18 protein-coding genes, 1 other RNA gene and 1 pseudogene are annotated in these 23,144 nt (G+C 72.0%); 12 read left to right on the forward strand and 8 right to left on the reverse strand.

Translation table 11 applies throughout. The features are described 5' to 3' along the window. Positions 1-103 precede the first annotated feature (103 nt). From IFT88_RS09565 to IFT88_RS09575, 3 genes are read left to right on the forward strand one after another with little or no spacing between them, the layout of a single operon-like run. Entirely contained in the window at positions 104-826 is a 723-nt protein-coding gene (locus tag IFT88_RS09565; RefSeq protein WP_192120322.1) for a histidine phosphatase family protein, read from the forward strand. 33 nt (positions 827-859) lie between these two features. Next, positions 860-1,411 (forward strand): DUF3090 domain-containing protein, encoded by a 552-nt coding sequence (locus IFT88_RS09570; protein WP_043592638.1) that lies wholly within the window; start codon positions 860-862, stop codon positions 1,409-1,411. Next, positions 1,411-2,214, forward strand: a complete 804-nt coding sequence (locus tag IFT88_RS09575; protein WP_192120324.1) for an SCO1664 family protein — start codon at positions 1,411-1,413, stop codon at positions 2,212-2,214. The genes IFT88_RS09570 and IFT88_RS09575 overlap by 1 nt, the downstream gene beginning before the upstream one ends. Here the strand turns inward: IFT88_RS09575 and IFT88_RS09580 are convergent. The 5 genes from IFT88_RS09580 to IFT88_RS17415 all read right to left on the reverse strand — a co-directional run bounded on the left by IFT88_RS09580 (position 2,183) and on the right by IFT88_RS17415 (position 8,817). Further along, positions 2,183-4,180 (reverse strand): VWA domain-containing protein, encoded by a 1,998-nt coding sequence (locus IFT88_RS09580; protein ID WP_192120326.1) that lies wholly within the window; start codon positions 4,178-4,180, stop codon positions 2,183-2,185. The two genes, IFT88_RS09575 and IFT88_RS09580, sit on opposite strands and share 32 nt — an antisense overlap. A gap of 8 nt (positions 4,181-4,188) precedes the next feature. After that, positions 4,189-5,574 carry a magnesium chelatase gene (locus IFT88_RS09585; RefSeq protein WP_192120574.1) on the reverse strand — a complete coding sequence of 462 codons (1,386 nt, stop codon included), beginning with the start codon at positions 5,572-5,574 and terminating at the stop codon, positions 4,189-4,191. Between the two features lie 99 nt (positions 5,575-5,673). Further along, the gene (locus IFT88_RS09590) at positions 5,674-6,252 is read right to left on the reverse strand and encodes a DinB family protein (RefSeq protein ID WP_056226286.1); all 579 of its coding nucleotides are present in this window, start codon (positions 6,250-6,252) and stop codon (positions 5,674-5,676) included. 75 nt (positions 6,253-6,327) lie between these two features. Then, on the reverse strand, positions 6,328-7,797 hold the full coding sequence (gene cls / locus IFT88_RS09595) for a cardiolipin synthase (RefSeq protein WP_043592645.1): 1,470 nt from the start codon (positions 7,795-7,797) through the stop codon (positions 6,328-6,330). 75 nt (positions 7,798-7,872) lie between these two features. Continuing rightward, positions 7,873-8,817 (reverse strand): septum formation family protein, encoded by a 945-nt coding sequence (locus tag IFT88_RS17415; RefSeq protein WP_192120328.1) that lies wholly within the window; start codon positions 8,815-8,817, stop codon positions 7,873-7,875. 168 nt (positions 8,818-8,985) lie between these two features. On the opposite strand from IFT88_RS17415, the gene IFT88_RS09605 reads away from it, so the two are divergent. The 6 genes from IFT88_RS09605 to rnpB all read left to right on the forward strand — a co-directional run bounded on the left by IFT88_RS09605 (position 8,986) and on the right by rnpB (position 14,574). Further along, positions 8,986-10,125 carry an FAD-dependent oxidoreductase gene (locus IFT88_RS09605; RefSeq protein ID WP_192120330.1) on the forward strand — a complete coding sequence of 380 codons (1,140 nt, stop codon included), beginning with the start codon at positions 8,986-8,988 and terminating at the stop codon, positions 10,123-10,125. Then, positions 10,122-10,928, forward strand: coding sequence for an alpha/beta fold hydrolase (locus IFT88_RS09610; protein ID WP_192120332.1), 807 nt, complete (start codon positions 10,122-10,124; stop codon positions 10,926-10,928). Before IFT88_RS09605 ends, IFT88_RS09610 begins: the two co-directional genes overlap by 4 nt. A 115-nt stretch (positions 10,929-11,043) precedes the next feature. Continuing rightward, entirely contained in the window at positions 11,044-12,441 is a 1,398-nt protein-coding gene (locus tag IFT88_RS09615) for a hypothetical protein (protein ID WP_192120334.1), read from the forward strand. A 9-nt stretch (positions 12,442-12,450) separates the two neighbouring features. Further along, positions 12,451-13,266, forward strand: coding sequence for a Nif3-like dinuclear metal center hexameric protein (locus tag IFT88_RS09620; RefSeq protein ID WP_192120341.1), 816 nt, complete (start codon positions 12,451-12,453; stop codon positions 13,264-13,266). A gap of 112 nt (positions 13,267-13,378) precedes the next feature. Then, complete coding sequence (locus tag IFT88_RS09625; RefSeq protein ID WP_249408954.1) at positions 13,379-14,122, forward strand: zinc ribbon domain-containing protein; 744 nt, start codon at positions 13,379-13,381, stop codon at positions 14,120-14,122. A 71-nt stretch (positions 14,123-14,193) separates the two neighbouring features. After that, an RNA gene (rnpB, locus tag IFT88_RS09630) (RNase P RNA component class A) lies at positions 14,194-14,574 on the forward strand. Positions 14,575-14,650: 76 nt separating this feature from the next. Here rnpB and ppgK read toward each other — a convergent pair. Continuing rightward, positions 14,651-15,412, reverse strand: coding sequence for a polyphosphate--glucose phosphotransferase (ppgK, locus tag IFT88_RS09635; protein WP_192120343.1), 762 nt, complete (start codon positions 15,410-15,412; stop codon positions 14,651-14,653). Positions 15,413-15,425: 13 nt separating this feature from the next. Further along, entirely contained in the window at positions 15,426-16,289 is an 864-nt protein-coding gene (map, locus tag IFT88_RS09640) for a type I methionyl aminopeptidase (RefSeq protein ID WP_192120345.1), read from the reverse strand. 66 nt (positions 16,290-16,355) lie between these two features. Between map and IFT88_RS09645 the strand changes: the two genes are divergently transcribed. Then, positions 16,356-16,526 carry an SPOR domain-containing protein gene (locus tag IFT88_RS09645; protein WP_123570143.1) on the forward strand — a complete coding sequence of 57 codons (171 nt, stop codon included), beginning with the start codon at positions 16,356-16,358 and terminating at the stop codon, positions 16,524-16,526. 15 nt (positions 16,527-16,541) lie between these two features. Here the strand turns inward: IFT88_RS09645 and IFT88_RS09650 are convergent. Further along, positions 16,542-18,444: pseudogene (locus IFT88_RS09650) on the reverse strand (NAD+ synthase); the annotation flags it as partial. On the opposite strand from IFT88_RS09650, the gene IFT88_RS09655 reads away from it, so the two are divergent. Both IFT88_RS09655 and IFT88_RS09660 read left to right on the forward strand, forming a co-directional pair. Beyond that, the gene (locus IFT88_RS09655) at positions 18,338-19,675 is read left to right on the forward strand and encodes a glutamine synthetase family protein (protein ID WP_043592660.1); all 1,338 of its coding nucleotides are present in this window, start codon (positions 18,338-18,340) and stop codon (positions 19,673-19,675) included. The pseudogene IFT88_RS09650 and the gene IFT88_RS09655 sit on opposite strands and share 107 nt — an antisense overlap. A 21-nt stretch (positions 19,676-19,696) precedes the next feature. Further along, the gene (locus IFT88_RS09660; RefSeq protein WP_192120349.1) at positions 19,697-22,642 is read left to right on the forward strand and encodes a bifunctional [glutamine synthetase] adenylyltransferase/[glutamine synthetase]-adenylyl-L-tyrosine phosphorylase; all 2,946 of its coding nucleotides are present in this window, start codon (positions 19,697-19,699) and stop codon (positions 22,640-22,642) included. Positions 22,643-23,144: the final 502 nt, after the last annotated feature.

Below are 23,144 nucleotides of genomic sequence, written 5' to 3' on the forward strand. Positions count from 1 at the left end.
GAGGCGCGGTGCCGGGACACGGGCACCGCGCCTCCTCGTCGTCCTGGGTGCACACGGGGGCGGTCGCGCTCCCGCCGCGAGCGTCGGTGTCTAGGCTCGGGGCATGGCCACCCTCGTCCTCGTCCGGCACGGACGCACCACCGCCAACGCGAGCGGCGTGCTCGCCGGACGGACGGCGGGCGTCCGGCTCGACGACGTCGGACGCGAGCAGGCGCGGCGGACGGCCGAGCGGCTCGCGGTCGTGCCGCTCGTCGGCGTCGTGTCGAGCCCCCTCGAGCGCTGCCGTCAGACGTCGAGGGCGATCCTCGACCGCCAGTCCGGCAGGCCGGCGACGCCGATCGACCGGGGCATCACCGAGTGCGACTACGGCGACTGGCAGGGTCGGCCGCTCAAGGAGCTCGCGGGCGAGTCGCTCTGGTCGGTCGTGCAGAACCAGCCGTCGGCCGCGGTGTTCCCCGGTGGCGAGTCGCTCCAGACCATGCAGGCCCGGGCGGTCGCCGCGGTCCGTCGTCACGACGCCGCGTTCGAGGCCGAGCACGGTCCGGGTGCCGTGTGGGTCGCGGTCAGCCACGGCGACATCATCAAGTCGATCCTCGCCGACGCCTACGGCATGCACCTCGACCTGTTCCAGCGCATCAGCGTCGGCCCGGCCTCGGTGTCGATCGTCCGGTACGGGCCGAACCGACCCGACGTCGTCGCGACGAACACCGACTCGGGCGACCTCTCGTGGCTGCGGCAGGCGGCTCGCGCCGCCGACGCCGCCGTCGGGGGAGGCGCGGGTCCGGCGAGCGGCGCGGCCGGTGGCGACGAGCCTCCCGCGACCTGAGCGTCGTCGGCGGGGCGCTCGTAGACTCGCGGCATGCCCTCCATCGTCCACACCTTCGACTGGCCGGACCGAGTCGTCGTCGGGACCGTCGGTCGTCCCGGTTCCCGTGCGTTCTACCTCCAGGCCCGTGACGGGGCTCGCGTCACGAGCGTCGGCCTCGAGAAGATGCAGTCGGCCGCCCTCGCCGAGAAGATCGACGAGATCCTCGACCAGGTGATGGCCGCCGACGGCAACCCGGTCAGCGTGCCCACCGGCATCCCGGTCGAGCTCGTCGACAACGAGCCGCTCGACCAGCCCGTCGAACCCGAGTTCCGGGCCGGGGCCCTCAGTCTCGGCTGGGACCCTTCCACCGCCCAGGTCGTCATCGAGGCGTTCCCGCTGGTCGAGGTCGACGACGACACCGAGGCCGACGAGGCCGAGCTCGAGCCCGACGAGGTCATGGTCGTCCGCATCCCCGTCGGCACGGCGCGGGCGTTCGCGGCGCGCACCCTCGAGATCGTCGGGGCCGGCCGGCCCCTCTGCCCCTTCTGCGGCCAGCCGATCGACCCCGAGGGTCACGTCTGCATCCTGTCCGGCGAGGCCTGATGTCCTCGGCGTCGACCGAGGACGCGCCGGCCGACGTGCCCGACGCGGTTCCGTCCGACGACGTCGAGCTCGAGCTCACCGGTCGCATCCGCACGGCGTCCAACGCGTCCTTCCTGGCCCGCCTCGGCGACGTGTCGGTCATCTACAAGCCCGTCGCCGGCGAACGGCCGCTCTGGGACTTCCCCGACGGGAGGCTCGCCGACCGTGAGGTCGCGGCCTACCTCGTCTCCGAGGCCCTGGGCTGGGGGGTCGTCCCGCGCACCTGGCTCCGTGACGGTCCGCTCGGCGAAGGCATGGTCCAGCTCTGGCAGGACGTCGACCCGGAGCAGGACGCGGTGGACCTCGTGCCGGCCGACGACCTGCCCGACGACGGATGGCGTCTCGTCCTCGAGGGGGACGGCGACGACGGACCGGTCGCCCTGATCCACGAGGACACCCAGGCGCTCCGCCGCATGGCCGTGTTCGACGTCGTGGTCAACAACGCCGACCGCAAGGGCGCCCACGTGCTCGCGCTGCCCGACGGGCGACGGTACGGCGTCGACCACGGCCTCACGTTCCACGCCGAGCACAAGCTGCGCACGGTGTTGTGGGGGTGGATCGGCGACCCGTTGACCGCGGACGAGGTCGACGGGGTCGGCCGCGTCCGATCCGCCCTCTCGGGCTCGCTGGGCTCGACCCTGGCTCCTCTCCTCACCCCCGACGAACTCGAGGCGCTCGACGACCGCTGCGCGCGCCTCCTCGCGTCGCCCGTCTTCCCCGAGCCGCACGGCCCTATGCCGGCGGTTCCGTGGCCCGTGTTCTGACGTACGACCCGACGACCGCCGCCCCGAGGTCGTCCAGGTCGGGGGCGGTCACCGTGCCGTCGACGCGCCGGGCCATCCCGTCGACGAAGCGGGCGAGCCCCGGGTCGTCGCCGAGTCGGAAGAACGTCGTGTGCGCGCCGAGGCGGCGGGCCACGTCGAGTTGCTCCACGGCCCGCAGGATCGTCACGGGGTGCGGCGGGTAGTCGAAGAAGACCTCACCGCCGGGCTCCAGGTGCGAGGTCGGCTCGCCGTCGGTGACGATCAACAGGACGGGTTGCGCGGTCGGGTGCTGACGGAAGTGCCGGTTCGCCAGCAGAAGGGCGTGGTGGAGGTTCGTACCCTTGTCCCACTTCGCGTCGAGGGAGACGAGCTGCTCGATCGGCATGACCTCGGCGTACCGGCCGAACCCGATCAGCTGCAGGTCGTCGCCGCGGAAGCGCGACGTGATCAGGGTGTGCAGGGCGAGGGCGGTGCGCTTCATCGGCACCCAGCGGTCCTCCATCGCCATCGAGAACGACGTGTCGACGAGCAGGGCGACGCAGGCCTGCGTCCGGGCGTCGGTCTCGTGCACCTCGACGTCGCCGATCTCGATCCGCACCCCGCCGTCGGTGCGGCCGCCGCCGGCGGCGGTCCGCGTGACCGCGTTCGTGATGGTCCGGGTGACGTCCCACGGCTCGGTGTCGCCGAAGGCCCATTCGCGACTCGCGCCGGAGCGGTCGCCGGGGGCTCCCGCGGACCGCAACTCGCGCCTCCCGGCTCGTCCCGACATCTTGGCCGCGACGTCGCGCAGCAAGTTCTTGCCGAGCTGTCGCATGGCCCGCGGAGTCAGGGCGAGCGTACCGTCGGCGCGACGGCGGAGGGCACCCGAGTCTCGGAGGGCCTTCTCGAGCCGCCGCAGGGCCGCGGCGTCGACGGCGGCCTGTTCGCCCAGTTGGCGGCGCAGGGCGTCGAGGTCGACGTCGTCGAGCGAGGAGCCGCGCGACTGCTGGGCCAGTTGTTCGGCGAGCGCGTCGAGGTCGGCGAGGTCCTGGAAGACTCCCGTGCCGTCGCCGAGCCCGAGGCCCTGTTCGCCGTCCAGGCCTTCGGAGCCGCTCCAGTCCTGCCCGGGTCGCAGCGATCGCAGTGTGCCGTCGAGCTGTTCGAGGGGCTGCATCAGGTCGGGCGAGCCGAAGGCCTGTCGGGCCAGGGCGTCGAGCTCGGCCCGTTGCTCGGCCGTCATCGAGTTGCGCAGCCGCTGGGCGGCCGCGGCCCGCGCGGCGAGGGCGTCGATCAGCTCGTCGACGTCGCCCGGTTGCTCGGGGAACGAGTCGCCGTGCTTCGCCATGAAGTCGTCGAACTGCTCAGGAGAGTCCTCGCCACGGGCGTGCGCGTCGAGCAATGCGTTGAGGTCGCGCAGCATCTCGGCGACGGCCTCGCGGTCGGCGTCGGTCGCGTTCTCGAGGGCACCCTTCATCCCCGCGAACCGCTGGTCGAGCAGTTCGCGACCGAGGAGGTCCTTGATCTGCTCGTACGCCTGACCCGCCTCACCGCTCTGCCAGCGGTAGTCCGACAGCTCGGCGACGGCGCCGGCCGGGGACGGCGGCAGACTGTCGAGCTGGAGCTGGGCCAGCGCGCGGTCGCCGTCGTCGAGGTCGACGTCGCGGGCGAGCTGGGCGCGTTCGGCCCTGAGGGCCCGGTCGAGCAGCTCGCGGACCTCCTGCAACGTGCCGTCGAGGTGGTGGTCCCGGGTCAGGGCCCGCCGGCGTTCGGCGACCTGCCGGGCGAGGTCGTCGAGACCGGTCCGGTCGCGGCCCCCGCGGCGGAGGAACTCGCGGAGTGCCGCCTCGGCGCTCGAACCGGCCATGACGTCGCGCCCGACGGCATCGAGCGCCTCGGACAGGTCGGCAGGAGGCGCGAGCGGGTCGGGACCGTCGGCGTACCTCTGGTACCGCGCGGCCCGGTGCAACCGCCGGTTCGCCCTAGCCACGTCGCACCTCAGAACCCGTAGGCCGCTTCACCGTCGCCGCTCTCCTTGCTCACGCGCCGGGCCAGGAAGAGGCCCTCGAGCGCCAGTTCGATCGCCCCGGCGCGACCGCCGTCGGTCGTCGCGCCGAGGCGTTCGGCGACGCGGTCGTAGAGGTCGTCCTCACCGAGCGAGGGCAACCCGGCCAGGAAGTCCCGGGCGGTGACCTGCTCACCGGTCGTCACCATGACGCCCGACTCGAGGGCGTCGACGAGGGCGTCGAAGTCGAGCCCGCGGAAGTGGGCACGGACGGTCTCGGCGGTCGCCGTCCGCAGCAGGTGTTCGAGGACCTCCTCGGCCCGGTCCTCCTCGCCCGACTCGAACTCGATCTTGCCGCCGAGCACGTCGACGGCCGTCTCGAGGTCGATCGGGCGAGCGACGGCCTCGTCCTCGCCCTGCCGGGTTGCGCGATGCAGCGCCGCGGCCGCGATGGTCTCGGCGCCGGCGATCGCGAACCGGGCGCTGACGCCGCTGCGCTGGTCGACCGAGGGCGATTCACGGAGGGCGCGGGTGAACCGGGCGAGGATCTCGACGAGGTGGTCGGCCACCTCGGCGACGAGGTCGGCCTCCTGGCGGACGACCGCGACCTCGTCGGCCAGCTCGGTCGGGTAGTGCGTCCGGATCTCGGCGCCGAAGCGGTCCTTGAGGGGCGTGATGATCCGTCCGCGGTTGGTGTAGTCCTCGGGGTTGGCGCTGGCCACGACGAGCACGTCGAGGGGCAGTCGCAGGACGTACCCGCGGATCTGGATGTCGCGCTCCTCCATCACGTTGAGCATCGCCACCTGGATGCGCTCGGCGAGGTCGGGCAGCTCGTTGACCGCGACGATGCCTCGGTGGCCGCGGGGGATGAGCCCGAAGTGGATCGTCTCGGGGTCGCCCAGGCTGCGTCCCTCGGCCACGCGCATCGGGTCGACGTCGCCGATCAGGTCGGCGACGCTCGTGTCGGGCGTCGCGAGCTTCTCGACGTAGCGCTCCTCGCGTCCCCGCCAGGCCACCGGCAGGTCGTCACCGAGGTCGGCGGCTCGACGACGGCTCTCGCTCGTGATCGGCTCGAACGGGTGCTCGCCGAGTTCGGACCCCTCGATGACCGGGGACCACTCGTCGAGCAGACCCGCGAGCGTCCGCAGCAGGCGGGTCTTGCCCTGACCGCGTTCACCCAGCAAGACGATGTCGTGGCCCGCGATCAACGCCCGTTCGAGTTGGGGGATGACCGTCGACTCGAAGCCGTGGAGTCCTGGCCAGGGGTCGCGGCCCTCTCTCAGGGCGTCGAGCAGGTTGTCTCGGATCTCGGTGCGGAGGGGCTTCGGGACGTGGCCCGAGCGCCTGAGTTCGCCGACGGTTCTCGCGGAGGGAGGCATCACCCCGGCGACGCTACGCTCCCGACCCGGACCCCGCGAGGGGCGCCTCCTGCGAGCTTGCCGAGACGTCACGATTCGACGACATCCGTCGCGCGACGGTCAGCGGCCGGCGGCGCGGGCGGCGGCCTCCACACGGTCGTGGTGTCGACGCCATCCGTCGGCGTCGCGGTCGGGCAGGTTGGGATCGGCGGGACCGTTGCCGAGGCCGCCGTCGATCAGCTCGCGGACGACGTCGGCGTGGCCGGCGTGCCGGGCGGTCTCGACGGTCAGGTGCACGAGGATCTGGTGCAGGGTGACGGCACGGCGGTCGGGTCCCCACCAGGGGACGTCGCCGGGCGCGTCGAGCGGCAACGCCCGGATCGTCTCGTCGGCGTGCGCGTCGGACCGCTGCAGGAGGTCGACGACGAAGGCCCGACTCTCGTCGGGTGTCGCCCACAGGTCGGCTTCGGGCTCGCTCTCGTCGGTCAGCCACGGCGTCTCGATGCCGCTCGGCCGCCCGAAGACGTCGCCGAGGTAGCCGAGCTGCACGGTGGCGACGTGCTTCACCAGCCCGAGCAGGTTGGTGCCGCTCGGCACCAGCGGTCGACGGACGTCGTACTCCGACAGTCCGTCGAGCTTGCGCACCAGGTCGTCGCGCGAACGGGTCAGGTACCGGCTGAGGTGTTCCTTCTGGTCCATGCCGACACTCTGCCCCTCGTCGCGCCCACCGTCCACCGACCGACCGCCCCTGGCCGCGCCGCCGCGAGGAGGGACCTACTGCACCGCCGCCGTGAGGCGCGCGACGTTGTCGAGCACCTGGAGGGGAGCGGGTCGCGTGAGCCAGCCGGCGAGCGTGATCTCGTGCGACTTCGCGCGGTAGTCCGCCTCGATCTCGCGGACCTGGTCGACGAAGCCCGCTCCACGCACCATGAGCGACACCTCGAAGTTGAGGCTGAACGAGCGCATGTCCATGTTGCTCGAGCCGATCACCGCCACGTCGTCGTCCACCGTGAAGTGCTTCGAGTGCAGGACGATCGGCTTCTCATAGAGGAAGATCCGCACCCCGGCCCGCAGCAACGTCTCGTAGTACGACCGCTGCGCGTGGTAGACGAGGAACTGGTCGGCGACCTCGCAGGCGAAGAGTTGCACGTCGACCCCGCGCTCCGCCGCGGTGGTGATGGCGTAGAGCATCGACTCGTCGGGCACGAAGTAGGGGCTCGCGATGATGAGGCGTTCCTGCGCGCCGTAGACCAGGGCGTTGAACAACCGGAGGTTGTTCTCCCCGTCGAACCCCGGCCCGCTGGGTACGACCTGGCACTCGTAGGCGTCGTCGCCCGTGCGGCGTTCGACGAGCGGCTCGGCCTCGGCGTCGGTGGGCAGCTCGTCGGTCTCGCTGTACCAGTCGGTGATGAAGAGGGCGTTGAGGCCGACCGCGGCGGGCCCGTCCACGCGCACCATGAGGTCCTTCCACTGCAGGCCCCGTCGGATGTTGCCGCGCTTGTTGTAGCTGGGATCGGTCATGTTCTGGGAGCCGGTGAACGCCACGTCGCCGTCGACGACCACGATCTTGCGGTGGTTGCGCAGGTCGGGTCGCCGCCACATGCCCTTGGTGGGGTGGAACGGCAGCATCTCCTCGAAACGGATGCCGGAGTCACGGAGCCAGGTGCGCGTCACCCGGCCCTGGGGGTTGCGGATCGTTGCCCAGTGGTCGTAGAGCACCCGCACCTTCACGCCACGGTCGTGGGCACGCTTGAGGGCGTCGAAGAAGAGGAAGGTCGATTCGTCGCGCGTGAAGATGTAGAACTCGACGTGCACGTACCGTTCGGCCGCGTCGACGGCCTCGGTCATGGCCGCGATCGATCCGGCGTAGTCCGGCAGCAGCCGAGTCGTGTTGCCCGGGATCAGGGGCATGGCACCGAGCGTGCGGTTCAGCTGGACCACCGTCCCGAACCACGGCGGCTGGGTGTCGGTGGGCACGCGGTTGTCGAGCCCCTGGGTGTTCTCGAGGATGAGCGAGTTGATCTCGCGCTGTTTGTCCCGCCGGTCCTTCGGCAGCTTGGTGCTGCCGAGCAGGCCGTAGAGGACGCTGCCCGGGATGGGGGCGACGAAGATCGCCAACAGCCACGCCATGGCCGAACTCGGACGCCGGTTGCGCGGCACGACCGCCACCGACACGATCCTGATGAGGATGTCGACCACCAGGATCACAGTGGGGAACGCCTTGAGGAGCTTGCGCCAGGTCATCCGCCGATCATCCCAGGTCGAGGGTGGACGGGGCCGCCCCCGTTCGTGTCGCGGGTCCGACCCCGGCCCCGCAGGTCAGCGCCCGCTGCCCGCCAGGCTGGCCGACTCGCCCTCGGGCGCGGTCGCGAGGTAGCAGGTGACCTCGCGGTCGCCGGTGGCCCAGGTGTCCTCGGTCGGCGTGAACCAGCCGTAGTCGAGGGCCGAGTCCTCCCAGGTCGACCCGACGTAGTCGTCGAAGACCTCGTAGCACGCGTCGTCTCCGAGCTGTGCGACCTCGTCGTCGCCCGGGAACGCGTCGTCGTCGAGGACCGGTTCGGCGAACACCTCGAAGTGGTGCACCTCGCCGCAGGCGGTCACGTCGACGAAGGTCTGGTAGTCGTCGTCGATCCCGTCGGTCATGTCGAAGCAGTCCCCGGTCGTGAGCTCGCTCACGAGCTCGGAACCGGTCTCGATGACGCCCCCTTCGCCTCCGTTGGCCTGGTAGAGGGCGAAGGACACCCCGCCGAAGGCGAGGACCCCGACCGCTCCCAGCACCCCGAACAGCACGCCTCGCGATCGCTTCGGAGCCGGGACGCCCGCCACGGCACCGGGGGCGAACGACTGCGGCGCGGGCCAGGCCGTGCCCAGGCGCGACTCGGGCGGGACCAGGGCGGCCCAGCGCCGCACCGTGGCCGAGGCCGCGTCGAGCACCACGGACGTCGTCTCACCGACACCGACGCCGATCGGGTCACGTCGCCGCTGGTCGAGGGGCGTGGGCCCCGACGCGTCGATGCGCAGGGGCACCGCGAACCAGTGCGATCCGTCGTGCCCCAGGTCGACGAACTCGGTCGCGCCCAGCCGGACGCGCAGCATCTCGGGGTGGCCGGCTCCCGGCACGTCGACGGCGCCGGCGGGGTAGTCGCCGGGCAGGACGCGCATCTCGAGCGGCCCGAACCGCTGCACGAGTCCTTCGGCCACGACGGACACAGGTGTCGTCCCCGAGGGGCCCGCGGGCATCGCCTGGTCGTTCGGTCGGTCCACGAGGTCCCCCTGTTGCTGTGCGCACCGCATCCCGTGGCGGCCGTCGAGGGATGCTACCGGCACCCGGAGCGAGAGCAGCAGCCCCCGTCGGCGGGCCAGGGAGGCGGGCGTGCCCCGAGGACGCGAGCCGGCGGGGCCGGTCCGCACCGCGCCTCCTATGCTCGGGGGATGTCGTCCGGTCACCCGAGTCCGCCCCGCGCCGACGTCGACCTGGTCGTCGTCGGCGGAGGCGCCATGGGCCTCGCGACGGCCTGGCAGGCCGCGTCGCGCGGGCACGAGGTCGTGCTCGTCGAGCGGTTCGAGCAGGGGCACCACCGGGGTGCCTCGCACGGCGCGACCCGCAACCTCAACGTCGCCTACGACGACGCCGACTACGTCGCCCTCGTGCAGGAGGCGCGGGTGCGGTGGGACGCGCTGGCCGACGAGACCGGCACCCCGCTCCTCGACCTCGTGGGTGTGGTCAATCACGGTCGCCCGGCGATGCTCCGTCGGATGCGCGCCCTGCACGTCGACGCGGGCGTCCCCGGCGAACTGGTCGACGCCCGGGAGGCGGGGGAGCGATGGACGGGCATGCGCTTCGAGACCGAGGTGCTGCACGTGCCCGGCAGCGGCCGCATCCGGGCCGCCGACGCCCTGGCGGCCCTCGCCCGGGCCGCGACGGCCCACGGGGCGCGACTGCGCTGGTCGACGCCGGTCACGGGACTCCACGTCGAAGGGCCCGAGCGCGTCCGCGTCGTCACGGCCGACGACGAGATCGTCGCCCGCCGCGTGGTGGTGACGGCGGGTGCCTGGACGGAGGACGTCGTCGGCGGTCTCGTCCGTCTCCCTCGGCTCACCGTGACGCAGGAGCAGCCCGCGCACTTCGCCGTGACCGACCCCCAGGCCGTGTGGCCGAGCGTCAACCACCGTCCCGACCCCGACCGACCCACCGAGTCGTGGTGGCCGGGCGTCGTCTACGGCATGCTCACGCCGGGCGAGGGCGTCAAGGCGGGCTGGCACGGAGCCGGCCCCGTCGTGCACCCCGACCGCCGGTCCTTCGAGCCCGACCCCGAGCAGCTCGAGCAGCTGCGGCGCTACGCGCGGGAGTGGCTGCCCGGCGTCGACGCCGAGACGGCCGACCCGATCAGCTGCACGTACACGACGACCGACGACGAGGACTTCGTGCTCGACCGGATCGGCCCCGTCGTGGTGGGGGCGGGCTTCTCGGGGCACGGCTTCAAGTTCACGCCGCTCGTGGGGTCGATCCTGGTCGACCTCGTCGAGGGTGGCGAGGCCCCCACGCGGTTCCGCGGGCTGGGTCGACCGTGACCAGCCGGGCCGCGACGACCCGCGGCACCGTGGCGGGCCAGCCCTTCGTGCGCCGGGGAAGCGGCGCGCCCACGATCCTCCTGCCCGGGGTCGGGCCGGGTCGCCGCCACCCCTCGGCATGGGACCGCACCCTGCTGCGGCTCGAGACGGCGCCGCTCGTCCGCGAACTCGACCTGTGGACGCTGGACCGTCGCCGTGGACTGCCCGAGGGCACCACGATGAGCGACCTCGCCGACGACGTGGCCCGGGCCGCGGCCGAGATCGTGGACGGCCCGGTCGACGTGGTCGGCACGTCGACGGGCGGCAGCATCGCCTTGCAGCTGGCCGTCGACCACCCCGGGCTGGTGCGGCGACTGGTCCTCGTGTCGTCGGCCCACCGGTTGGGCGACGGCGGGCGCGAGGCCCAGCGGCGCACGGCCGAACGCCTCCGGGCCGGCGACGCGCGAGGTGCCTCGGCCGCCATGCTCGGTCAGACGACCACCGGCGTCCCCGCCTCGAACGCCCTGCGGCGCCTCGGACGCGTGGCGCACCACGTCGTCGTCGGCGACCGGCACGACGACCTGGTCGTGACGCTCGACGCCGAGGACTCGTTCGACGTGGGTGACCGCCTCGGCGAGGTCGCGGTGCCGACGCTCGTCGTGGCCGGGGGTGCCGACGGTTTCTACCCGCTCGACCTCGTGGCACGCACCGTGGCCGGGCTGCCCGACGCCACGCTCGCCGTGCATCCCCGGTCGGGTCACCTCGGCCTGGGGTCGCGCGGGGTCGCGCGCGAGGTGCTCGCCCACCTGACCCGCGCCTCCTGACGCTCCGATCGTCGCGGGCGCCGAGCGGTCGGCCGATCGGCCCGGAACGGGGAATGTGCCGGTCGGACCGGCGAGTCCGCCCGGTGCGAGGCCGTTCGTCACCTACCATCCGAGCATGGCCGACAACGTGCAGACCGCGAGCGTCGGGGGCATCGCACCCCTCGACGACGACGTCACGTTCCACCGGCGCCGTGTGACGTTCGTCGCACCTCTCGACGACACCGTCCCCGAGTCCTCCGCTCGCCCGGACCAGCAGGAGCACCACCCCGTGAACCAGACCCTCGCCCCCGTGGCCCCCGCCGACCGCCTCGACGAGCCGACCGAGATCGTCCCCGAGGCCGAGGCCGAGGCCGAAGCCGCGCCCGAAGTCGCGACGGCCCGCGCGCCCCGCCCCGTCTCGATCCCCTCGCACCGAGCCGACGTCGCCCTCGACGACGTGGTGCCCACCGACGTCTTCGAGGCCCGGCCCGCGAGCGTGGCCCGCCACTCGGTCGACACCTCGGCGATCACGCTGCCGGTGCTCGCCGTGTCGGTGCCCGACGACCTGCCCCAGCCTCCCGAGCGGATGACGCTCGACGACGAGGTGCTCGCCCGCCTGGTCGAGAAGCGCTTCGAGGACACCGCGACCATCGACCTGATGGCCGTCGTCCAGGCCCAGCTCGCCCTGCGCGAGGTCGAGGCCGCGCGCTTCGCCTCGTGGGAGGACGAGATCACCCGCGTCGGCACGGACGAGGCGGCCCGCGCACTCGAGGCCACCCGCCTCCGCTTCACCGGGGTCGTCCCCGTCGTGGCCCCCGGGGCCATCCGTGAGGCCCGTCCCGTCGTCGAGGCCGGCCACGCACCGCACGTCCCGCTCACCCGCGGCTCGGACGGCGACCGCGCCGCTGCCTCGGCCTCGGCCTCGACCTCCTCTCCCGTCGTCGTCACGTCGACCGGCCCGCAGGGGCTCGGCGTCGACGCAGCCTCCCCGACCGAGGTCCCCGACGAGCAGGCGGCAGCCGACCAGGAGGCGCTGGTCGCCCCGACCACGCCGGCCCCCGCCCCGCAGGCGGTCGCCTCCGCCCCCGTCCCGCCCCTGCTGCGCCGTCCACTCGCGCTCGTGGTCGCCGCCACGGCCGCGCTGGTCGTCGTGGCGGCCGTCGTGCTGGCCTTCGTCCCCGCCTTCGCCGTCGCCTCGGCCGTCCTCGCGACCGTCGCCGTCCCCGTCGCGACCGGCCTCGTCGGCCTGACCGCGCTCGCGTCGGTCTCGACCCGCCCCGACGACGCGACGCGCGTCGCCCGCCGCGGACCGATCGGCGTCGTGGCCGGCGTCGTCGTCGGCACCGTCCTGGGCTTCGGGCTGCTGCTGAGCGACCTCGGCTCGTTCGCCTGGCAGGGCTTCCTCGTCCGTGCCGTGGGCCTGACGGGTCTGTCGACGTCGGTCTCGGTCGTCGTCGCCCTGCTCGGCGCCGCGGTCGTGGCGTTCATCGTCGCGGTCATGATCACGGGGTTCCGCTCGACGGCTCGCGACTAGGCTGTCGAGGTGTCCACCCTCGCCTCGGTCAACTCCGTCATCGAACGTCTCTGGCCTCTCGCGGGTGCCTCGTCGTGGGACTCACCCGGCCTGGTCGTCGGTGATCCCGACCAGCCCGTCACGCACGTGCACCTGGCCGTCGACGCCGTGCTCGACACCGTCGACGAGGCCGTCGGCATGGGCGCCGACCTCTTGCTCGTCCACCACCCGCTCTTGTTCCACGGCGTCTCGACGGTCGCGGAAGACACGACCAAGGGCGCCGTCATCGCGCGGCTCCTGCGGGCCGGATGCGGTCTCGTCGCCGCGCACACCAACGCCGACGTCGTCGAGACCGGCACGTCCCGCGTGCTCGCCCACCAGCTCGGCCTCGTCGAGCAGCGCCCGATCACGCCGGGCACGACCGAGGGCACGGGCCTCGGCATCGTCGGTCGTCTGCCGCACGCGATGACCCTCGTGGCCCTCGCGCGCCAACTCGGGGACGTGCTGCCCCCGACCGCGTCCGGCATCCGCGTGGCCGGCGACGCCGACCACGTCGTCGAGACCGTCGCTCTCTGCGCCGGTGCCGGCGACTCGCTCTTGGCCGACCCGGCGGTGCTCGCCGCCGACGTGTACGTCACGAGCGACCTGCGGCACCACCCCGCCTCCGACGCTCGCGAGCTGATGAGGCTGGGTCGGGGCCCCGCCCTCGTCGACGTGTCGCACTGGGCCGCCGAGTGGCTCTGGCTCGACACGGCGGCGGCGCAGCTCCGCCGCGAGCTGCGCGACGTCGAGGTCACCCTCAGCGACCTGCGCACCGACCCGTGGGACTTCGCCGTTGTGCAGTGAGCACCTCGAGCCGCCCATCGCGACGAGGCCGGGCCGCGACCCGTGAGACCTCGCGACCCGCGCCTCCTCGTCGCCCCGTCCCCGCCTCCCCCCGACCCCGAGAAGAGTCCCCATGCCCCTGATGAAAGCCAGCTACGAGCACCAGGCCCTGCTGCTCGACCTGCAGCAACTCGACACCGCGCTGCGCCAGATCGCACACAAGGGCGCCAACCTGCCCGAGATCGCCGTCCTCGCATCGCTCGACGGTGACGGCTCGCGCCTGCGCAGCCGCCTCGCGACCGAGCAGGGCGCGTGGGAGGACGCGCAGAGCGAGCTCAAGCGCATCGAGTCCGACGTCGCCGTCGTCGAGGCGCGCGTCGCCCGTGACGAGCAGCGCATCGCGTCGTCGTCGTCCACGAAGGACGTCGCCGCCCTCGAGGGCGAGCTCGCCGCCCTGGCCAAGCGTCGCTCCGACCTGGAGGACCTCGAGCTCGAGGTGATGGAGCGCGTCGAGAGCCTGGGTGCCGTCGCCGCCGTGACCCGGGACGAGCTCGACCAGCTCGACACCCGCCGCGTCGACGCCGAGACCGGACGCGACGCCAAGCTCGCCGAGCTCGAGGCCGACCGGGCCGAGGTCGTCGCCAACCGCGAGACCATCGCGGCGACGGTGCCCGCCGACCTGCTGGCCCTCTACGAACGTCAGCGCGACCGCTACGGCGTGGGTGCGTCCCTGCTGCGCGGCGGTGTGTCGAGCGCCAGCGGCGTGGCCCTGACCGGCAGCGACCTGGCGGCCGTGCGCGCCGCGGCCGAGGACGACGTCGTGCTCTGCCCCGACAGCAACGCCGTCCTGGTCCGCACCTACGAATCGGGCATCTGACCCCTGCCGATGCCCTGTTCGCCCCACGGCACCACGGGCGGCCGCGGCACCGCTAGGCTCGGTGACGCGAATGGGTCGACAAGACGGTCGCGTCGGCGGGTGCGAACCCGCCGCCGAGGAACGTCCGGGCTCCACAGAGCAGGGCGGTGGGTAACACCCACCCGGGGCAACCCGCGAGAAAGTGCAACAGAGAGCAGACCGCCACGGGTCGCACCCTCGGGTGCGACACGGGGTAAGGGTGAAACGGCGGTGTAAGAGACCACCAGCGGCTCGGGTGACCGGCCGGCTATGTAAACCTCGCCCGGAGCAAGGTCAAAGAGGGGACGACGAGGCTGCTCGCCGAGTCCCCGGGTAGACCGCTGGAGAGCTGCGGCAACGTAGTTCCGAGAGAGATGGCCGTCCATGGTGCTTCGGCACCGGGACAGAACCCGGCGTACCAGTCGGCCCATTCGCCTCGTACGAAAGAGACCCCGGGTCAGGAGGCGCGCCTCCTGACCCGGGGTCTTCTCGCGTCGGTCGTGTCTCGCCTCAGAACGCCGGGTTCGAGTCGGCGGCCAGGGCCGCGGCACCCATGATGCCGGCGTTGTTGCGGAGCTTGGCGGGGACGATCTCGGCCCGCAGGTCGAGCAGCGGGAGGAACTCGTCGTGGTGCTTCGAGACGCCGCCCCCGACGATGATCAGGCGCGGGTAGAGCAGGGCCTCGAGGTGCGAGTAGTACTTCTGCAGGCGCTTCGCCCAGTGCTTCCAGCTGAGGTCGTCGCGCTCCTTCGCCGCGAACGAGGCCTTGGTCTCGTAGTCCTTGCCCCCGATCTCGAGGTGCCCGAGCTCGGCGTTGACGATGAGCACGCCGTCGTTGATCAGGGCGGTGCCGATGCCCGTGCCGAGCGTCGTCATGATGACGAGGCCCTTCACGTCTTTCGCGGCCCCGAAGCGCGTCTCGGCGTAGCCGGCGGCGTCGGCGTCGTTGACGAAGTGGATGTCCCGGCCGAGCGTGGTCTCGAAGAGCTTCTCGGCCTCGAAGCCGATCCACTTCTTCGACACGTTGGCGGCCGAGAGGGTCTTGCCGTCCATGATCGCGGCGGGGAAGCAGACGCCGACCGGCACCGAGGCGTCGTCGAGGCCCAGTTCGCCGACGATCTGCTGGACGACCGCGACGATGGCGTCCGGCTCGCCGCCCTCGGGGGTGCTCTTCTTGATGCGGTCCGAGAGGAGCTCGCCACTGTCGAGGTCGACGATCGCCCCCTTGATGCCTGTGCCGCCGATGTCGATTCCCACTGCGGTGCGTGCCATGGGTGGTCCTTTCTCAGGAGAGCGTGAGGATGTCGGCACCGCGTTCGGTGACGACCAGGGTGTGCTCGAACTGGGCCGTGAGGCTCTTGTCGCGGGTGGTGACGGTCCAGTCGTCGTCCCAGACGTCGGCCTCGATGCCACCGAGGGTCAGCATGGGCTCGATGGTGAACACCATTCCGACCTCGATGACGTCGTCGTACTGCGGGGCGTCGTAGTGGGGGATGATCAGGCCCGAGTGGAAGGCGCGGCCGACGCCGTGGCCGGTGTAGTCGCGCACGACGCCCAGGCCGAAGCGCTTGGCGTACGACTCGATGGCCCGACCGATCACGTTGACCTGGCGGCCCGGGGCGACGGCTTTGATGCCGCGGCGCAGCGCTTCGCGGGTGCGGTCGACCAGCTCGACGGTCTCGGGGGCGCCCTCGCCGACGACGAAGGTGCGGTTGAGGTCGCCGTGCACGCCGTTCTTGAAGGCCGTGATGTCGATGTTGATCAGGTCGCCGTCGACGAGGACGGTGTCGTCGGGGATGCCGTGGCAGATCACCTCGTTGACCGAGGTGCAGACCGACTTGGGGTAGCCGCGGTACCCGAGGGTCGAGGGGTAGGCGTCGTGTGCGACGACGAAGTCGTGGGCGACGCGGTCGAGTTCGTCGGTGGTGACGCCGGGGCGGAGCGCGGCCTCGACCGCGTCGACGGCCTGCGAGGCGATGCGTCCGCTCTCGCGGATGAGCTCGACGGTCTCGGCGTCGTACACGTCGCCGTCGGTGTACTCGGCGGGGGCGGCCTTGCCGACGTACTCGGGTCGGGCGATCGACGGGGGGACCGGACGCTGCGCTGAGAGCCGGCCCGGGGTCAAGAATCCGTGGGAGTCCCGGGGCATACGATCAAGCTTAGGGGGAGCGCGAAGGGCTCGCGTTCTCGACAGCCGCACCGAGAGGACGACACCATGGCCGAGTTCTGGTTCAACACGAAGACCCACGAGGTCGAAGAGGGCAAGGTCTCGCCCGCCGTCGACCGTGCCGGGCCCTACGCCACGCGCGACGAGGCGGCCCGGGCGATCGAGACGATCAAGGCCCGCAACGCCGCCCTCGACGCCGAAGAGGCCGCGAACGACTGACCGGATCGAGCGTCNTGATCGGCAGTCGGCGGTCGCGACCGAAGGCCATGCCCGAGATCTTCGGACCGATCGCCCCCTGGCGGCGCTTCCACTCGGACCGGTCGACCAGCTTCGTGATCTCGGCCACCGTGTCGGCGTCGTAGCCGAGGGCGACGACGTCGGCCGCCCCGAGCGCGTTCGTGATGTAGCCCTCGAGGATGCCGTCGAGCACCTCGTACGGCGGCAGCGAGTCCTCGTCCTTCTGGTCGGGACGCAGCTCGGCCGACGGCGGCTTCGTGATCGAGTTCTCGGGGATGGGCGCGGTCTCGCCGATCGACTCGGCGTGGGCGTTGCGCCACCGGGCAAGCTCCCAGACCATCGTCTTGGGGACGTCCTTGATCGGGGCGAACCCGCCGACCGAGTCGCCGTAGATCGTCGAGTAGCCCACGGCCAGCTCGGTCTTGTTGCCCGTGGTCAGCACGAGGTGGCCGTGCAGGTTCGACAAGCCCATCAGCACGAGCGCCCGGGCGCGGGCCTGGACGTTCTCGGCGGCGAGGCCGGTGAGGTGCAACTGGTCCTCGAACGGCGTGACGAGGTCGGCGATCGGCTCGGTCGAGTACCGCACGCCGATCCGCTCGGCCACGTCGTCGGCGTCGCTGCGGCTGTGCTCGCTCGACCACCGGCTGGGCATCGAGACGCCGTACACGGCGTCGGCCCCGATGGCGTCGGCGGCGATCGCCGCGCACACAGCCGAGTCGATGCCGCCCGAGAGGCCGAGGATCACGCTGCGGAACCCGTTCTTCCGCACGTAGTCGCGGGTGCCGAGCACCAGGGCGTTCCAGAGCTGTTGCCGATCGTCGGGCAGTTCGGCGACGTCTCGTTCGATCGTGGACGAGGAGGCGCGGACCGCGTCGGACCCGGAGCCCCCGGCGCCGTCGCCGGTCCCCTCGGTCGCTGCCTCGAGCTCGACACGGCGGATGCCCTCGGGCAGCTCGGTGTCCGTGGCCGGCTCGGGGTCGAGGTCGACGACGAGCAGGTGCTCGTCGAACTGCGGGGCCCGGGCCAGGATCGTGCCGCTGCCGTCGACGACCACGCTGTCGCCGTCGAAGACGAGGTCGTCCTGACCGCCGACGATGTTGACGTAGGCCACCAGGGTGTCGTTCTCGACGGCCCTGCGGGTGACGAGGGGGAGGCGCACCTCGTCCTTGTCGCGGACGAACGGGCTCGCGTTGATCACGACGAGCAGGCCTGCGTCGGCGTGCAGCACGCGCTCGACGGGCCCGCCGTCGCGCCAGAGGTCCTCGCAGATCACGAGGGCGACGTCGACGCCGGCCACCCGGACGACGAGCAGCTCGTCGCCGGGGATGAACACGCGGTACTCGTCGAAGACCGAGTAGTTCGGCAAGTGGTACTTCGCGGTCGTCGTCACGACACGCCCGCCCTGCAGGACGCTCGCGCAGTTCTTCGCGATGGCCGTCGGGGCGTTGCTCGTGCCCAGCAGGCGGGGCTCGAACGGGCCGTCGGCGTGGCCGACCACGACCGGCAGATCGCCCAGGCCCTCGGCCTGGAGGGTCTCGGCCATCACCTCGACGGCGTGCCGGCTGGCCTGGAGGAAGCTCGGCCGGCTGGCGAGGTCTTCGATCGGATAGCCCGTGACGCTCATCTCGCCCGCGGCGAGGAGGTCGGCACCGGCGGCACGGGCCCGACGGGCCGCTTCGACGATCTGGGCGGAGTTGCCGGCGAGGTCGCCGACGACGGGGTTGGTCTGCGCGAGCGCCAAGCGGAGTCGGGGCATGTCCACTACCGTAGTGGCGGAGCAGAAAGGCCGTGGCATGGACAAACAGAGGGACTTCGTTCTCCGCACGATCGAAGAGCGCGGCATCAAGTTCATCCGCCTCTGGTTCACCGACGTGATCGGCACCCTCAAGTCCGTCGCCATCGCCCCGGCCGAGGTCGAGGGGGCTTTCGCCGAGGGCATCGGCTTCGACGGCTCGGCCATCGAGGGCCTGACCCGGTCGTACGAGGCCGACGTGCTCGCCCAGCCCGACCCGACGACCTTCCAGATCCTGCCCTGGCGGGGCGAGATCGATCCGACCGCACGCATGTTCTGCGACATCACGACCCCCGACGGCCAGCCCGCCGTGGCCGATCCGCGCAACGTCCTCAAGCGCACGCTGGCCCGGGCGGGCGAGCGCGGCTTCACCTTCTACACGCACCCCGAGGTCGAGTTCTACTTGCTGAAGAGTGCCCAGCTCGGCGCCGACGGCCCCCAGCCGGTCGACTCGGCCGGCTACTTCGACAACGTCCCCGGCGGCACCGCCCACGACTTCCGTCGCCGCTCGGTCCGCATGCTCGAAGACCTGGGCATCTCGGTCGAGTTCAGCCACCACGAGGCGGGGCCCGGTCAGAACGAGATCGACCTGCGCTACGCCGACGCGTTGACGACGGCCGACAACATCATGACCTTCCGCACGGTCATCAAAGAGGTCGCCATCGAGCAGGGCGTCTTCGCCTCGTTCATGCCGAAGCCGTTCAGCCAGCACCCCGGCTCGGGCATGCACACGCACATGTCGCTCTTCGAGGGCGACTCCAACGCCTTCTACGAGGCGGGGGCCGAGTACCAGCTCTCGACCATCGGTCGTCAGTTCATCGCCGGCCTGCTCAAGCACGCCCCCGAGATCACGGCCGTGACGAACCAGTTCGTCAACAGCTACAAGCGTCTCTGGGGCGGCGACGAGGCACCGAGCTTCGTGACCTGGGGCCACAACAACCGCTCCGCGCTCGTGCGCGTCCCGCTGTACAAGCCGAACAAGGGCAACTCGAGCCGCGTCGAGTACCGCGCCATCGACTCCGCCGCGAACCCGTACCTGGCCTTCTCGCTGATGCTGGCAGCGGGCCTCAAGGGCATCGAAGAGGGCTACGAACTGCCGGCCGAGGCAGAGGACAACGTCTGGGGCCTGAGCGACGCCGAGCGTCGCGCCCTGGGTTACCGTCAGCTGCCCGCCAGCCTCGACCACGCCCTGTCGATCATGGAGAACAGCGAACTCGTCGCCGAGACGCTGGGCGAGCAGGTCTTCAACTACGTGCTGCTCAACAAGCGACAAGAGTGGAAAGAGTACCGGGCACAGGTCACGCCGTTCGAGTTGCGCTCGAACCTCGAGATCCTCTAGCCGACCGGCCGCCCCGCCCTCATGCCCCGATCCGCGACCGGTCTCTCCGAGCTGGCGCGGCTCGGGTTCTCCGACCTCGGCGCCGGGCGCGACCGGCTCGACCGCCTCGTCGACGAGGTGCCCCAGGTGCGCGACCTCGTCCCGTGGTTCGCCACGGTGGCCGAGCCGGACGCGGCTCTGGTGCACCTCGAGCGGTCGGTCGAGCGTGATCGTGCCGGCGTGGTCGAGTTGCTCGACGGCGAGGCCGGCCCGCGCCTGCTGAGGATCCTCGGTGCCTCCGAGGGGCTCGCCGACTTCGTCGCGCGTCGCCCCTCCGAGGCGACCGTCCTGCTCGAGCCCCTGGACGAGCCACCGTCGGCCGCGACGTACCGCGACGACGTCCGACGGGCGGCGACCGGGCTGACCGGCGACGAGGCCCGCGTCGCCCTGCGGGTCAGGTACCGACGCCACCTGCTGCAGCTGGCGTCGTACGACCTCGAGGCCGACGACCCCGTCGAGATCCTGCCCCGGGTGGCCGCCGCCCTCGCCGACCTCGCGGGCGCAGCCCTCGACGCCGCGGTCGACGTGGCCCGACGCGAGGTCCCGTTCCCTGCCGCCGACGTCGAGCGCACCCGTCTGGCCGTCATCGGCATGGGCAAGGCCGGGGCCCGTGAGCTGAACTACCTCAGCGACGTCGACGTGGTCTACGTCGCCGAGGGGGTCGACGGGCTCGAGAACGGGCGGGCCGTCGAGATCGGCAGCCGTCTCGCGATGCACGCCGCCCGGGCGATCTCCGACCTCGCCGTCGAACCCGACCTCTGGGAGGTCGACGCGAACCTCCGCCCCGAGGGCAAGGACGGCGCACTGGTCCGGACGCTCGAGTCGCACGTGGCCTACTACGAGCGCTGGGCGAAGGGGTGGGAGTTCCAGGCCCTGCTGAAGGCACGGCCCCTGGCGGGCGACGTCGACCTCGGCGAGCGCTACGTCGCCGCCGTCGCCCCGTTCGTCTGGTCGGCCGCCTCGCGCGAGAACTTCGTCGAGTCGGTCCAGGCCATGCGTGAACGGGTCACGGCCCTGATCCCCGCCGGCGAGGTCGACCAGCAGCTGAAGCTCGGACCCGGCGGGCTACGCGACATCGAGTTCACCATCCAGCTGTTGCAGCTGGTCCACGGGCAGGCCGACGACCGGGTGCACCAGCGCTCGACGCTCGACGCGCTCGGCGCCCTGGCCGCGCGGGGATACGTCGGACGGGCCGAGGCCGCCGAGTTCGACCGCGACTACCGCGTGCTGCGGTTGCTCGAGCACCGCATCCAGCTGACGCGGCTGCGGCGCACGCACCTCATGCCGACCGACGAGAACGCGCTCCGGGTCCTCGCCCGCGGCACCGGCCTCGCGCCGGGCGCGGCGCAACTCGTCGATCTGTGGCAGGGGGTCAAGCGCCGGGTCCGCACGTTGCACGTGCGCCTGTTCTACCGTCCTCTCCTCTCGGCCGTCGCGGCCCGTCCCGAAGAGGATCTCGCGCTCAGCTCCGACCAGGCGACGGCCCGGCTCGCGGCCATCGGGTTCGCCGACCCGAAGGGCGCGCTCGGTCACATCGCGGCTCTGACGGCCGGCGTCTCGCGCCGGGCCAGCATCCAACGCCATCTGCTGCCGGCGATGCTGCAGTGGTTCGCCGACGGCACCGACCCCGACCTCGGCCTGCTCGCCTTCCGGCGCCTGAGCGACGGTCTGGGCGAGTCGTACTGGTTCCTCCGCATGCTGCGCGACTCGTCGGGGGCCGCCCACCGCCTGACGACCGTCCTGTCGTCGTCGACCTTCGCGGCCGACCTCCTCGAGCGCATCCCCGAGGCCGCGGCCTGGCTGGAGAACGACGCCGAGCTCCGGGCCCGCCCCCTCTCGAGCCTCCTCGACGAGACCGCCGCTACCCTCGCGCGACATCGCTCGCCCGACGCGGCGGCGACCGTCCTGCGTCAGGCGCGGCGCCGCGAGATCCTCCGGCTCGCCGTCGGCGGCATCCTGGGCATCCTCGACATCGACACCCTCGCCCGGGGCCTGACCGCGGTGACGACGGCGTCGGTGACCGGGGCGTTGGCCCTGGCCCGCCGCGACGCCGGCGATCTCGAGTTCGCCGTGATCGCCATGGGGCGGTACGGGGGAGAAGAGCTCGGGTTCGGTTCGGACGCCGACGTGCTCTACGTCTACCGGGCTCCCGAGGGCGACGAGACGGCCCACCGTCGTGCCCTCGCGGTGGCCGCCGAGATGAGCCGACTCACCTCGGACGCGCTCGTGCCGTTCGATCTCGACACGGGCCTGCGTCCCGAGGGGAAGAACGGGCCGGTGGTTCGGTCGTTGTCGTCGTACCGTGCCTACTACGCCCGCTGGTCCCTCACGTGGGAGGCCCAGTCGTTGCTGCGCGCACGACCCGTGGCCGGCGACCAGGCCCTCCTCGACGACTTCATGGTCGTCGCCGACTCGGTCAGGTACCCCGCCGAGCTGACCGAGCAGCAGATCCGCGAGGTGAAGCGCATCAAGGCCCGGGTCGAGTCCGAGCGCCTGCCGAAGGGGGCCGAGCCCTCGCGCCACCTGAAACTCGGGCGGGGGTCGCTCAGCGACGTCGAATGGTTCGTCCAACTGCTGCAGCTCCAGCACGGGGTCGACGTACCCGGCCTGCGCACCCCGTCGACGCTGGACGCCCTCGCCGCGGCCGTCGAGGCGGGCCTGGTCGCCGACGACGACGCCCGGCGGCTGCACGAGGCCTGGATCATGGCGTCGAGGGCGCGGTCGGCGGTCACCCTCTGGACCTCCCGGACGCAGGACGTGCTGCCGCGGGACCGGCGTCAACTCGAGGGCGTCGCTCGCCTGATGGAGTACCCCCCGGGCTCCGCCACCACCCTCGAAGAGGACTACCTCGCCGCCACCCGTCGGTCGCGCGCCGTGTTCGAGCGCGAGTTCTACGGCATCGAAGAGACCCCCGAACCCCTCGGCTGATCGTCCCGGGACAGCGCGACACGCCCGGGTTGCACCGTGGCCCCCGATTGGTGGAGCTCCGTGGCGCCCTCTTCTCTTGTACCCCGTTTGACCCACCTGTACCCCGCGCCGTGTGTCCAGCGCATTTCGGATGGGTGACCCACGTGTGGGGGTCGGTCGACGTCCGGGGCTCCGGCGTCATTCGTTGCCCATTGGGCAAGCTGAGCGGGACGTGCTGATTAGCGGCCCGTGATCAGGGCAATTGACGGAATCCTGCTGAAACTCCGGCATCGGACCGTCGATCCGACCGAACCGTGAGGTTCGGCAGCCGCGGCCTCTCGTGGGTGTCGGCACTTCTGTCGACAGCACCTTGTCGGACTCGACGTACCCCGACCCGGCCGATCCTCGACCCACGCTCGGGGGGTGGTTGTGAGCCGCCCGCCTGTGACTGAGAATTCCCTCAACCCGATAGACCAATTCCCCAGCGTTGCGGAAGCCGATCCCTTCTCACACCTCAGGTGGC

The organism is Frigoribacterium sp. CFBP 8751 (assembly GCF_014841545.1).
Lineage (GTDB): Bacteria > Actinomycetota > Actinomycetes > Actinomycetales > Microbacteriaceae > Frigoribacterium.

Bases quoted from the DNA above. Each gene is read 5' to 3' on its own strand.
- IFT88_RS09565 (WP_192120322.1), top strand. From the start codon at position 104: ATGGCCACCCTCGTCCTCGTCCGGCACGGACGCACCACCGCCAACGCG.
- IFT88_RS09570 (WP_043592638.1), top strand. From the start codon at position 860: ATGCCCTCCATCGTCCACACCTTCGACTGGCCGGACCGAGTCGTCGTC.
- IFT88_RS09575 (WP_192120324.1), top strand. From the start codon at position 1,411: ATGTCCTCGGCGTCGACCGAGGACGCGCCGGCCGACGTGCCCGACGCG.
- IFT88_RS09585 (WP_192120574.1), bottom strand. From the start codon at position 5,574: ATGCCTCCCTCCGCGAGAACCGTCGGCGAACTCAGGCGCTCGGGCCAC.
- IFT88_RS09590 (WP_056226286.1), bottom strand. From the start codon at position 6,252: ATGGACCAGAAGGAACACCTCAGCCGGTACCTGACCCGTTCGCGCGAC.
- cls (WP_043592645.1), bottom strand. From the start codon at position 7,797: ATGACCTGGCGCAAGCTCCTCAAGGCGTTCCCCACTGTGATCCTGGTG.
- IFT88_RS09605 (WP_192120330.1), top strand. From the start codon at position 8,986: ATGTCGTCCGGTCACCCGAGTCCGCCCCGCGCCGACGTCGACCTGGTC.
- IFT88_RS09615 (WP_192120334.1), top strand. From the start codon at position 11,044: ATGGCCGACAACGTGCAGACCGCGAGCGTCGGGGGCATCGCACCCCTC.
- IFT88_RS09625 (WP_249408954.1), top strand. From the start codon at position 13,379: ATGCCCCTGATGAAAGCCAGCTACGAGCACCAGGCCCTGCTGCTCGAC.
- ppgK (WP_192120343.1), bottom strand. From the start codon at position 15,412: ATGGCACGCACCGCAGTGGGAATCGACATCGGCGGCACAGGCATCAAG.
- map (WP_192120345.1), bottom strand. From the start codon at position 16,289: ATGCCCCGGGACTCCCACGGATTCTTGACCCCGGGCCGGCTCTCAGCG.
- IFT88_RS09645 (WP_123570143.1), top strand. From the start codon at position 16,356: ATGGCCGAGTTCTGGTTCAACACGAAGACCCACGAGGTCGAAGAGGGC.
- IFT88_RS09655 (WP_043592660.1), top strand. From the start codon at position 18,338: ATGGACAAACAGAGGGACTTCGTTCTCCGCACGATCGAAGAGCGCGGC.
- IFT88_RS09660 (WP_192120349.1), top strand. From the start codon at position 19,697: ATGCCCCGATCCGCGACCGGTCTCTCCGAGCTGGCGCGGCTCGGGTTC.